General features: G+C 33.6%; 10 protein-coding genes. 2 read left to right on the forward strand and 8 right to left on the reverse strand.

The window, feature by feature from the left end; all coding sequences use genetic code 11:
- Nucleotides 1-8: 8 nt before the first annotated feature.
- The 8 genes from DYH56_RS00690 to DYH56_RS00725 all read right to left on the reverse strand — a co-directional run bounded on the left by DYH56_RS00690 (nucleotide 9) and on the right by DYH56_RS00725 (nucleotide 10,291).
- The gene (locus tag DYH56_RS00690; protein ID WP_114640924.1) at nucleotides 9-755 is read right to left on the reverse strand and encodes a glycosyltransferase family 2 protein; all 747 of its coding nucleotides are present in this window, start codon (nucleotides 753-755) and stop codon (nucleotides 9-11) included.
- A gap of 124 nt (nucleotides 756-879) precedes the next feature.
- The gene (locus DYH56_RS00695) at nucleotides 880-2,265 is read right to left on the reverse strand and encodes a mannose-1-phosphate guanylyltransferase/mannose-6-phosphate isomerase (protein WP_114640925.1); all 1,386 of its coding nucleotides are present in this window, start codon (nucleotides 2,263-2,265) and stop codon (nucleotides 880-882) included.
- A gap of 501 nt (nucleotides 2,266-2,766) precedes the next feature.
- The gene (locus DYH56_RS00700; RefSeq protein WP_114640926.1) at nucleotides 2,767-4,062 is read right to left on the reverse strand and encodes a sugar transferase; all 1,296 of its coding nucleotides are present in this window, start codon (nucleotides 4,060-4,062) and stop codon (nucleotides 2,767-2,769) included.
- 67 nt (nucleotides 4,063-4,129) lie between these two features.
- Complete coding sequence (locus tag DYH56_RS00705) at nucleotides 4,130-5,083, reverse strand: hypothetical protein (RefSeq protein WP_114640927.1); 954 nt, start codon at nucleotides 5,081-5,083, stop codon at nucleotides 4,130-4,132.
- An 833-nt stretch (nucleotides 5,084-5,916) separates the two neighbouring features.
- The gene (gene rpsP / locus DYH56_RS00710) at nucleotides 5,917-6,180 is read right to left on the reverse strand and encodes a 30S ribosomal protein S16 (RefSeq protein ID WP_114640928.1); all 264 of its coding nucleotides are present in this window, start codon (nucleotides 6,178-6,180) and stop codon (nucleotides 5,917-5,919) included.
- 160 nt (nucleotides 6,181-6,340) lie between these two features.
- The gene (gene ffh / locus DYH56_RS00715) at nucleotides 6,341-7,669 is read right to left on the reverse strand and encodes a signal recognition particle protein (RefSeq protein WP_114640929.1); all 1,329 of its coding nucleotides are present in this window, start codon (nucleotides 7,667-7,669) and stop codon (nucleotides 6,341-6,343) included.
- A gap of 10 nt (nucleotides 7,670-7,679) precedes the next feature.
- The gene (gene ylxM / locus DYH56_RS00720) at nucleotides 7,680-7,994 is read right to left on the reverse strand and encodes a YlxM family DNA-binding protein (RefSeq protein ID WP_114640930.1); all 315 of its coding nucleotides are present in this window, start codon (nucleotides 7,992-7,994) and stop codon (nucleotides 7,680-7,682) included.
- A gap of 1,064 nt (nucleotides 7,995-9,058) precedes the next feature.
- Nucleotides 9,059-10,291 (reverse strand): dicarboxylate/amino acid:cation symporter, encoded by a 1,233-nt coding sequence (locus tag DYH56_RS00725; protein ID WP_114640931.1) that lies wholly within the window; start codon nucleotides 10,289-10,291, stop codon nucleotides 9,059-9,061.
- A gap of 245 nt (nucleotides 10,292-10,536) precedes the next feature.
- On the opposite strand from DYH56_RS00725, the gene DYH56_RS00730 reads away from it, so the two are divergent.
- Both DYH56_RS00730 and DYH56_RS00735 read left to right on the forward strand, forming a co-directional pair.
- The gene (locus DYH56_RS00730) at nucleotides 10,537-11,286 is read left to right on the forward strand and encodes a threonine/serine exporter family protein (RefSeq protein WP_114640932.1); all 750 of its coding nucleotides are present in this window, start codon (nucleotides 10,537-10,539) and stop codon (nucleotides 11,284-11,286) included.
- Nucleotides 11,287-11,736: a threonine/serine exporter family protein gene (locus tag DYH56_RS00735; RefSeq protein ID WP_114640933.1), complete on the forward strand. Its 450-nt coding sequence runs from the start codon at nucleotides 11,287-11,289 to the stop codon at nucleotides 11,734-11,736. It begins immediately after the preceding gene.
- Nucleotides 11,737-11,815 lie beyond the last annotated feature (79 nt).

Consider the following 11,815-nt stretch of genomic DNA (forward strand, 5'->3'; position numbering starts at 1 on the left):
ATTCTCCCCTAAACTTTATATCTCCTATATCCATACCATAAATAATTTATAAAGTAATAAACACTTTCAATTCGAGTTAATTTTTCTATTTTTCTATTTATTTCCCATTGAAATTTAATAGCATCTATTTTACTACTAGATCTAGAGTTTCCCAATACCCTATATTGAGCTAATGATTCTTCCACTCCATAACTATCTGTATCTTTTAAAATTTCTAACCATAATACATGATCTTCGCTCATTTTCAATTCTTTAAAATATTTTTTCCCTAATTTTTCGCAATTATAAATAACAGTTAAACACCCCATTATATTTCCCTTTAAAGATTCGTGATAAGTAACATTTTTAGGAACTTTTATTTCTCCCCTTATAGTCCCATTTTCATTTATCTTTTCATATCCCGTATAGGAAATTAAAACTTTATTTTTTTTCATAAAAGATATCTGTTTTTCTAATTTTTCTTTTTTCCAAAGATCATCCGCATCTAAAAAAGCTATATATTTTCCTTTAGCTAATTCTATTCCCTTATTTCTAGTCTTAGTTACACCACTATTTGCTTTATTTTCAATAAGCTTTATTCTCTTTTCTTGCTCTGCTAATTTAACAACCAAATTATAGCTATTATCTTTTGAACAATCATCTACTATAATCATTTCCCAATTTTTATAAGTTTGACCTTGTACAGAATTTATTGTTGCTTCAATATATTTTTCTGCATTATACAACGGAGTTATTATTGATACTAATTCTTCCATTTTGCCTCCATTTTTCTATGATTTCACATTTTAATAAAACCTTTTTTGACACAAATTTCACCGCGATAAAAAAAGGAAACGTATTAAAACAAAACTTCTTTTTTATAATTTATTTTAAATAAATTCAATTTCTAGCAAAATCATCTTCTAATCTCACTATATCATCTTCCCCGGTATATTCTCCTACCTGTGCTTCGATCATAACCACCGGTATCTTTCCTTCATTGGATAATCTGTGTACTTGACCCATCTTGATATAGGTACTTTCATTAGGTCTTACTAATTTCACTTCATCTCCTACAGTTACAGTAGCCGTTCCTGATACAACTATCCAGTGTTCATTTCTGTGAAAATGTTTTTGTAAACTTAATCTTTTTCCCGGCTTTACCTCTATCCTCTTTACTTTATATCCTGGAGTGTCTACCAATACCTCATATGTTCCCCATGGTCTGTGGGCTTTCAAATGAATATCGGGCAAAGCTGACCCTTCTTTTTTTAACCTTACTACCCTTTCCTTTATCTTCTGGCTGGACCCTTTCTTACTGATCAATAATGCATCCTCTGTATCTACTACAATCAGGTCCTCCACATCTATTAATTCAGTCTGCTTCTTGGTCAGTACAAAATTGTTATTTTCATCGTTAGGTAACTCTTCAGCCAGTGCATCAAAACTTCCAACATCCGACCACTTTATATCAGATGGTATTACCTTCACTATTTTTGATTTTTCCATGACAGCGTAGTCTATGCTGTCATGTGGAATATTTAACATATCATCCATTTTTATTCTCATCTGCTTCTCTTCTAAACTAACTCTTCCTTCATAGGCTGTCTTACTTGCTTCATATATTTCAGGTGAATACTTTTTTAGTTCCTCCAAAAATACCCCTGCCTTGAAACAAAACATCCCGCTGTTCCAATAATAATTTCCGGCTTCTAAGTACTTTGTAGCTGTCTCAAAATTAGGCTTCTCATGGAACGCCTTTACTGCAAAACCTCTAACTTGTTCCCCGTCTTTGTCTAAAGAAGGGGCTAGGGGAAGTTCGCTTTCTATATATCCAAACCCAGTTTCAGCAAATCCTGGAGTTATCCCGAAGGTAACCAAATTATCTTCTTCAGCCAGCCTTTTTGCTTCACTTAATCCTTTTTCATATTCATATTCATCCTTTATCAGATGATCCGATGGTGTCACCAATACTATCTCATTGGGATCCAGATCAAAGCATGCTAAAGCTATTGCAGGAGCAGTATTTCTTCCAACCGGCTCTAGTAAAAATTTAGCATTTTGAAAGTTATACTTTTTATCCTCTTCCAACTGATCGATTGCTAGAAAATACTGCTCCGTATTTGATATAATAAAATTACTGTCACATACCTTATTATTTCTCTCAACCGTCAGTTGAAATAATGACTGATCATTAAATAATTTAACAAACTGTTTCGGCATAAGGGTCCGGCTCACAGGCCATAACCTAGTCCCATTCCCGCCGCATAATATAATATTTTTCATAAACTTTTTTCTCCCTATCTTTCTTTTTTTTAAAGTAACCTAAACTATCTTTTTATCACAGGTTTTCTCAAATTATCCAACACTAATAAATTCTTTTTTTATTGGTTTTAAAATCCGAAGTTTATAGTCGTTAAGCTTCAGCTGTAATGTTCCTACAATGACGATCGTGTTTTACTCACTAAGACAATTATAAACCTTCTTGACCTTTTCGATTACATTTTCTGTCAAGAGAAAAGGTAATCCGTATCAAAGGCGGAATCTTTGGAACTTCCTTTTTGTCACAGATTATACAGATTTTCTTGGATTACCCAACCCTAAGAAATTTAATTCCCTTACACTAAGAGTAGCTAAAAAAATTCTAATCCTTTATTTTTGACTTTCAATCGAAGTTTATAGTCGTTACTCTCCAGCTGTAAAGCACCTACAATGACAATCGTGACTTACTTTTTAAAACAACATATCGCAAATAGTCTTAATTTATAAATCAATTTTATTGATTTACTATCTCCCTTTTACGGACAACACCGTCTTAACTGTTTTAAAAAATATCCCTACATCCATCACAAAATTTTGATGTTTTATATAATACAGATCAAATTCCAGCTTTCTCAATGAATCCTCTGTTGTGGCTCCATAGGGATACATTACCTGTGCCCATCCTGTAACCCCTGGCTGCACCGCATGCCTTAGATTATAAAAGGGCAGTTCCCTTTCTAATTCCTCCACATAGGGTACACTTTCCGGCCTGGGTCCCACAAAGGACATCTCCCCTCTGATTACATTTAATAACTGCGGCAGTTCGTCCAGTCTTGTTTTTCTCATGAAATGCCCTATTTTTGTAACTCTGGGATCCCCTTCAGTAGTCCATGATTCTTTATGGGGGTCAAACCCCACCTCTGCCCAATTCTCCTTGGTTATCATACTTCTAAATTTGAACATCTTAAAAGGTTCATTTCCAAGCCCTACCCTTATTTGAGTAAATAACAGCGGTCCGGCTTCCTTCTTATCCAAAAGTCCTGCTATCTTTAGTAAGACTGCGGTTAGCAGCATTATAGGCAGAGCCGGAATAGATATTATTATAGCCATCACTATATCAAACAGCCGCTTTACCCTTCTCTGAAGGGTATTATGCAGGATGTTAAATCCCAGGCTGTAGAGCAGCCATCTTTCGTCTATCTTAGTCACATCTATCTTTCCTTCTACTTCTTCATTAAACTGCCAATATGTCTGTATTTTTTTTCCCTTTAACTTAAGGTCCAATAATAAGTTTTGGTGATTTTTCAGGATAGCTTTTTCAGTAATTATTATCATGTCTATTTTCTTTTCAGAGACAATTTCTTTCAATCTGTCCACACCTTCGCAGCAGCATTGACCTGTGTATACATGTCTATCTGAGTTAATTATACTTTGTTTTATCTTATCAATCAGATCGTTTTCTCCCGCTAAGAGCACATTCATCTTGCTATTATTTAAAGCTGCCAATATGTATTTAATCAGATTTGCAATTATAATCAAAATAAGGAACACAGTAAATTCTTTTTTACTCTTTGTAAAGAAATAATTTATACTTCCTAAGACTGTATTAATCAAAACGGAATATACTATATCATTTTTTTCCAATTTCCCATTGCTGAAATCCAAATACCCAACAAGGTAATACGCCAATCCCATAATTAAAAACATAAGATAAAAAGCAGCATTATCTGTCCTATTAAATATATGAAATAATTTGTAATATGCCGTATACATTATTATAAAAAATATTATTCTTGACAGTATATTTTTGCTGTGTCGCATCTGCTCCTCTCCCCTTTTTTTACTCTTATTATTTTACAAAGTTTCTGTGCTGAAGTTTACTGGTTTTTTAATTCTTAAAATCAACATTTTCAAAAAATTCCTTCATGAAGGCTGCAAAGATCCCCAGGAATAACCCCAGTATCAGCCCCATAGCTACTATCATCATAGATTTACTCTTTTCCTCCACCTTATAAATAGATGATAATTTTTCAATCTGCTGGTTTAAATTTTTATCCTCTTTGAGCCCCTCTATTCCTACAGCTTGATCATAATATTTCTCATACAGAGCTTTATCACTATCCATCTCTTGCAATAAACTTGGATTAGTTATAGATAACATTGATATTATCTCTTGATTTTCCAATATTGAAACTGGCTGTTGTTTTATTATCTCCGCTATATTCTTTTCGCCCTCTTTAACTTTTTTTTCATATAAATTTCTTTTCTGAATAATAAAATCATCTTCGGTATCAATAGCATTTATTATTATAGCTGCTTTTTCTTTATTTATGATATCTATATATAAAGCTATTAACTTTTCACTCAATCCTTTATTAGCTTTGATATTGGAAATTAAGGAATAGTATTTTATTTCTTTTTTACCCTCATCCATAACTTTATTTATTTTAATGCTGTTATTTATAAATTCCCTTTTTTCATCTTCATTAAGAATCTTATCTTTGTTTTTAGTTTGAGAATATTTGTTGAATTCTTCATTTTTATAAAATTCATCTACTACTTCATTTTTTAATAAAATATCTTCGATAATAAATTTTTTTATTGTAAGATCAGCTTTTTTATTATAGTATGAATCGTTAAAATCTATAAGTTTAAAATTCTGCCCAAATTTCTCTATTTTATTAGCCTTAATATAAAAAGCTCCTCCTACACTCATAAGGGTGATTATTGCAGCGGTTAACAATATTAAACCTTTGTTTTTAAGTAATATTTTAATTAAGTCCACTAAATCTATCTGATTTTCATATTTCCTTACTTCATTTTTTAAAATTTCTGTACTCATCTCTCTCCTCCATTTTTTCTTTTTCCTTTCACCATATCATAATTAATTAGATTAATTAAATTTTTACATAATCTTTTCCACAATATTTTTAGACCCTTCTTAACAGCCCCTGCAGTCACACATCACCTTGTGAATAATTTTGTTTAAAATTCAATTCACAATTTACAGGGTTTTGTTATTTAATTACAAACCGCCGAGTTAATCCAGTATTATTATATCATTAAATTCCATGGTTTTTAAGTTTTTTTTAATGATTGATTTGATTTGACATTTCTACTTATTAAAATATATAACATACAAAATTCATGATCTTGATATTTTTTTCACTGATTTGTTGTTTTATTCATATTTCTTATATAAAAACAAATTGTTTATCTCAGCCCCAACAGAATAATGAAATATCTCAATTCGAAGTTTACAAAAACACAATACTCAAGTTTATTACATTTTTTAAAGTTATGCAAATATTTCAATAAAGATGGTACATCTCATTTTGTAAAATAAGCTCTATCTCAAAATCCTATGTTTACGCAGTAAACTAATATCTCAAGATTCTTAGATTATGTAATAACCTCTAGAAATCTTGGTGATGCCCCTTGCGGGTAGCATTTTGGTGATACCACTCGCTGGTAGATATTTGGGGATATCTCTTCCAGTTAGAATTTTTTTAACGCTGACTAAATTCTGACTTTTCGGATTTAAACCCATAAATATCAAGGTATCTCTAATTATAACTTTTAAAACCTGAGTCATCTCTGCCTAACGTTTTTTGTGACTATTTTTGTATAAAAAAGAACCCTCTCGGGTTCTTTTAAAATTTTATTTTAATAAAATTAGTTTTTCTTTGACTCTTCAAACTTAGCCCAAATTCCAGCTTTAGTTAATAAAGATTTAACAGTTCTTGTAGGTTGAGCTCCGTTTCCTAATAATCTTAAGATTTCTTCCTCTTTTAACACTACTTTAGAATCTTCTAAAGGATAGTAGTTTCCTAAGAAAGCTATTGCCTTTCCATCTCTTTTTTGTAATGCTTCCATTGCTACTACTCTGTAAACAGGTCTTTTCTTGCTTCCTAATCTAGTTAATCTGATTTTTAACATAATTAATTCTCCTTTTCTCATTTTAATTTATTTAATAATTTATTATAATTTGCGACTCTTTTCGTCCTAACGGACACCTTTCTTTTAAGAAGAGAAAGGAATACTTATTCATTCCAACCTCGGTTTCTTTGTACTTAAGAGAAACCATAAGAAGGAAGAGTTAAAACGGTAATTTAAACCCTTTGCCCATCTTAGGCATTCCCTTACCGCCGCCGAACATCTTCATCATACTCTTCATCTGTTCAAACTGTTTCAGCATCTTATTGATATCATGAACCTGGGTAGCAGATCCCCTGGCTATCCTTTTTTTTCTGCTGGAATTTATAATCTTTGGTTTTCTTCTTTCTTCTACAGTCATAGACTGTATAATCGCTTCGGTCTTTTTCATCTCTTTTTCTGCCGGTGCTAGATCCCCTAGATCCCCTACTCCCGGTAACATCTTCAGGATATTTCCGATAGGTCCCAGTTTCTTTATATTTTGCAATTGTTTTAGAAAATCTTCTAAGTCAAATTCTTGCTTTCTTAATTTTTCTTCCAGCAACCTGGCTTCATCTTCATCTATGGCACCTTGAGCTTTTTCAACCAGGGAAACTACATCTCCCATCCCCAAAATCCTGGATACCAGTCTTTCAGGATGAAATAATTCGATATCCTCCAGTTTTTCTCCTACACCGATAAACTTGATCGGCTTTCCTACCACTGCTTTGATCGATAGTGCGGATCCACCTCTGGTATCTCCATCTAACTTCGTCAGTACTACACCATCTATATTTAAAGTTTCATTGAAACTGCTTGCTAGATTAACTGCGTCTTGACCAATCATTGCATCTACTACTAATAGTATCTCTTGAGGTCTGACTTTTTTTCTTATCTGATTTAACTCCTCCATCAGATTTTCATCTATATGAAGTCTTCCTGCTGTATCCAGGATTATGTAAGTTGCTTCCTCTGCTCTGGCTTTTTTTACACCGGTTTCACAAATATTTACAGCATCCTTACTTCCCTCTTCATAGTATACCGGTACACCGATCTGATCTCCTAACACTTGAAGTTGCTTCATAGCTGCCGGTCTGTATATGTCCGCTCCTACTAAAAATGGTTTCTCTCCATTTTTTTTCAAATATTTAGCTAACTTAGCTGCAAAGGTAGTTTTACCTGCCCCTTGTAACCCGGCTAACATAATTATCGTGGGACCCCTGTGAGCTTTAGTTAATCTTGCATTTGTTCCGCCTAATAGTTCTGTCAATTCATCATTTACTATCTTTATGAATTGCTGTCCTGGATTGATTCCGCTGAGGGTGTTTTCTCCTACAGCTTTTTCCTTTATTTTATTTACAAAGTCCTTTACCACACGGTAGTTAACATCAGCTTCCAACAATGACAGCCTTACTTCCTTCAGGGCAGCCTTTATATTATCCTCTGTTAATTTTCCATGTCCCCTTACCTTTTTAAATATTCCTTGGAATTTACTTCCTAAATTATCTAACATAGAACACCTCTTATATATCAAAACTTGCTATTAAGCTGTCTAACTTTGCTTCACTATAATCTGCCTTCAGTTCTTTCAAACTGTCCCTTATCTCTTTCTCTCTCTTTAAGAATCCTATCTTTTCCTCATACCCCTTTAAAATCTTGATTCCCCTCTTGATATTATCATAGACTGCCTGTCTGCTGATACCGTGAGATTTTGCAATCTCCGAAAGGGAAAAATCATCTTCAAAGTGTTCTTCCATATAGGTTCTTTGTTTGTCACTTAAAAGGTTGCCGTAGTAACCTAATAAAATTGAAATCTCTAAAAATTCTTTTAATTCCATAATTTACCCCTGTATTATAATATATCTCCACCATTATGTCAAGTGTTTTTTCTTTACATTAAAACTATTATATCAAACTTCTTCCACTATCTCAACTTTTAATTATTTTTTTGACTTCTAACCCATAGAACGCGGATTATATCTGATAATAGCTATGATGTTCACAGATTAAATTCTTTTTTTCTTGGTTTTTAAAATCGAAGTTTATAGTCGTCCATCTACAGCTGTAGTGTTTCTACAATGACGATCGTGACTTACTCCACTAAGACAATTATAAACTTCTTGAACTTTTTCGTTAATTTTTCTTTCAAGAGAAAAAGTAACCCGTATTAAGGGCGGAACCCTTAGAACTTTATTTTTGACACAGATTACACAAATCTAAAATCTAATTTACACAGATTAAAACATTTTATTTTTGGTTAGAACCTTCTTTTAATTTTTACTTTAAATTTAATTCTTTTTCTATTGTTTGCTCTGTTTATTAAGTTTTAAAAATCGAAGTTTCTAGCCGTCAGATTCTCTTCTTTAATTTTGAACTTAATTCTTTTTCTAGATGTTACTCCACAGTATATTTCTTGCAGGTAGAACCTTTTTCTCCACCAACCTGCACTAATTTTATAAAACTTTTATAGCCATTATACAGAAGTCTTCTAATCATTTTTAGTCACAGATTTTCTCAGATGATTTAAATTCAAAACCTTTAATTCTTCATCACAAAGAACTGAGATAATGAGTTACACTAAGAAAAACTTTCTTGGTTTTGAACGAAGTTTATAGTCGTTGAGCTTCAGCAGTACTGTTCCTACAATGACGATCGTGACTTACTCCACTAAGACAATTATAAACTTCTTGAACTTTTTCGTTAATTTTTCTTTCAAGAGAAAAAGTAACCCGTATTAAGTGCGGAATCCTTGGAACTTTATTCCCTCCTTTTATGGTTCCCAGAGGGCACCAAATTTAGGATATAAGAGAAAGACAGCGGAGCTGTCTTTCTCTTAACTTTTTTATTAAAACCGAAGCAAAAAAGGATTTGAAATTTTCAAATCCTTTTTATTTATTTCCAACTATGCATCTTTTAGTACAGATTCTACTGCTGTATCTTCCGACAGCATCTTTTCCACGATTACCGCACAAGAAGCGTCTCCCAGTACATTTGTAGAAGTTCTCATCATATCAAACAATCTGTCTACCCCGAAGATAAGCGGCAAGGCTGTTACCGGAATTCCTGCTGCTACCAGTACCGCCACTACCAACAATGCCGGCCCAGGGACTCCTGCTGTTCCAATTGCTCCCAATACAGAAGTTAAAATTATTGCTGTATATTGAGCCATTCCCAATTCTACACCAAACATTTGAGCAAAGAATACTGCTGTCAATGCATATAACATGGCATTTCCATTCATATTAATTGTGGCTCCCAGGGGTAAAACAAACGATGTCACTTCCTGCTTTACACCTAAATTTTCACACTCCTGCTTGTTTATAGGGAGGGTAGCCATAGATGAAGCTGAAGCAAATGCTAATATCTGAGTTTCTTTCATCCCTTTTAAGAATGTCAACGGATTCATCCCGCCTAAAATTTTTACCAGCATAGGAATCAGTACAAAGTGGATCACTCCCAGTGTAACGGTAAAAGCAGCCAATAACTTAAGCACCAACACCATTATATCCATCCCAAACAGTGCTATTGAATTAGTCATCAATCCAAATACTCCCAGTGGCGCAATGATCAATACTTTTTTTATCATCCAGATCATCCCATCATTTACAGTATCCAAAATATCCGTCACCGGCTTCTGCTTTTTCTCATCCATTGTAGATAATGCTATTCCGAAGAACAATGCAAAGAATAATATTTGCAGGATGTTTCCGCTGACCAATGATTCAAATGGATTTGCAGGGATAACCCCCTGAACCGTATCCCAAAATCCAGCTACATTTGAATTTTCCGCATATGTAGCTGCATCTGTCATCAATGAATCCGGAACTTTTACACCTAAACCAGGTTTAAATATATTTCCTGCCAATAACCCCAACACCACAGATACTGCTGATGTACCTAAATAATAAGCTATTGTAAATACCCCGACCTTCCCTGCTGACTTTGTCTTTCCAAGTGCTGCCGAACCGGAGATAATACTAAAAAATACCAAAGGTATAACCAGCATCTTAATTAAGCCGATAAAAATATTTCCCAGTGGTGCAAAGATCACACCCTTTTCTCCTAAAAATGCTCCTGCCGCGATACCTAATACCATTGCTATCAATATCAATGTACTGTTGCTTACTCTTTTCATCCTTTCACTCCCTAAATTAACAAAATATTTATTTCATGTATAAACTTTAATCAGTTAAAATTATAATATGATTATACTAAATTTAAATAACTAATTGAAATATCTAAATAGTATTGTATTTATACGAAAAAGAAATAAATAAAACTTGGACTACATTCTATTTTTCATCTATGTTATCTGTGTGCGAAAAGGTTTTAATATGCTATAATAACAATAAAAAAATATGCTAAATTTAGGAGCTCAAAATGACATTAAATAAAATACTTAAAATCTCTGCCTATGCAGGGAAAATGATCTTAGAAAATGGCGGTGAAACCTATAGATCAGAGGATATCGTAACTAGAATTTGCGATACCCATGGTGCCACTTCCGACTGTTTTGCTACCCTGAGTGGTATCATCGTAGCTGTCGCAAAGGACGATAAAACTCTTTCAACCGTTATCCGTATAAAATCCAGGACGGTAAATTTGGAAAAGGTACACCAAATAAATGACCTTGCCAGAGATGCAAAAAACTATAATTGTGATGAATTCATGGAAAAACTTAAAAGCATCGATGGAACACCTAGATATTCTATCCTTTTTAATCTTTTAGCTCATGCTGTAACCGCAGCTTCCTTTGCCATACTTTTTGGCGGAACTTTAAAAGATTTTTGGGGAACACTTCCCATCGGGGCTGCAGTCTACCTGTTGTCATATTCATTCAGTAAGTATGAATTAAACGGTATCTTTGTAAATACATTGGGAGGAGCCTTCAGCGCCTTCCTTGCCTATTACTTCTTTTCTATTGAATTTATCGATAATATCGATAAAGCTATCATAGGTTCCCTCATGCTGTTAGTTCCAGGCCTGGCTCTAACCAATGGTATCAGAGATATTATTGCAGGAGATTATATGACAGGAATGGCTCGGGGGACAGAGGCTCTCCTTGTGGCCACATCTTTAGCTGTAGGGACAGGGGCGGCTATCAGTCTCTGTTTAGGAGGTAAATTTTAGATGTTTATACAAATTTTATTCGCTGTTTTGGCCACCTTTGGTTTTGGAATTATCTTTAATATCCGGAGAGAGAAGCTGATTTTTTCAGCTCTTGTAGGAGGAATAAGCTGGGGAACCTACTTATTCTGCTTAGAGCTTAGCACCTCTATTATTCTTGCTTATTTCGCCTCATCTGTTGTCCTGACCATTTGTTCCGAAATCTTTGCCAGACTCCTAAAAACTCCGGTTACGTCTATCCTTATAAGCGGATTGATACCATTAGTTCCCGGAAGCGGTATATATTACACTATGTTTTATATATTAGAAAAAAATATGGAACAAGCTATCTACAAGGGAACCGAGACCCTGTTTATTGCAGTGGCACTCTCATTTGGAATAGTAGTTGTTTCATCCCTTGTAAGAATCATTAAAACCGGACAAACAAACAGGTATTCAAGAAATATTTCTTAATAATTTAGTAGGAGCTTTATTTAAATAAAGCTCCTATTTTTATATCTTTATACAGTTTTATTTTAATCCTAATATAATT

This window comes from Psychrilyobacter piezotolerans (assembly GCF_003391055.1).
GTDB lineage: Bacteria > Fusobacteriota > Fusobacteriia > Fusobacteriales > Fusobacteriaceae > Psychrilyobacter > Psychrilyobacter piezotolerans.

Bases quoted from the DNA above. Each gene is read 5' to 3' on its own strand.
- DYH56_RS00690 (WP_114640924.1), bottom strand. From the start codon at position 755: ATGGAAGAATTAGTATCAATAATAACTCCGTTGTATAATGCAGAAAAA.
- DYH56_RS00695 (WP_114640925.1), bottom strand. From the start codon at position 2,265: ATGAAAAATATTATATTATGCGGCGGGAATGGGACTAGGTTATGGCCT.
- DYH56_RS00700 (WP_114640926.1), bottom strand. From the start codon at position 4,062: ATGCGACACAGCAAAAATATACTGTCAAGAATAATATTTTTTATAATA.
- DYH56_RS00705 (WP_114640927.1), bottom strand. From the start codon at position 5,083: ATGAGTACAGAAATTTTAAAAAATGAAGTAAGGAAATATGAAAATCAG.
- rpsP (WP_114640928.1), bottom strand. From the start codon at position 6,180: ATGTTAAAAATCAGATTAACTAGATTAGGAAGCAAGAAAAGACCTGTT.
- ffh (WP_114640929.1), bottom strand. From the start codon at position 7,669: ATGTTAGATAATTTAGGAAGTAAATTCCAAGGAATATTTAAAAAGGTA.
- ylxM (WP_114640930.1), bottom strand. From the start codon at position 7,994: ATGGAATTAAAAGAATTTTTAGAGATTTCAATTTTATTAGGTTACTAC.
- DYH56_RS00725 (WP_114640931.1), bottom strand. From the start codon at position 10,291: ATGAAAAGAGTAAGCAACAGTACATTGATATTGATAGCAATGGTATTA.
- DYH56_RS00730 (WP_114640932.1), top strand. From the start codon at position 10,537: ATGACATTAAATAAAATACTTAAAATCTCTGCCTATGCAGGGAAAATG.
- DYH56_RS00735 (WP_114640933.1), top strand. From the start codon at position 11,287: ATGTTTATACAAATTTTATTCGCTGTTTTGGCCACCTTTGGTTTTGGA.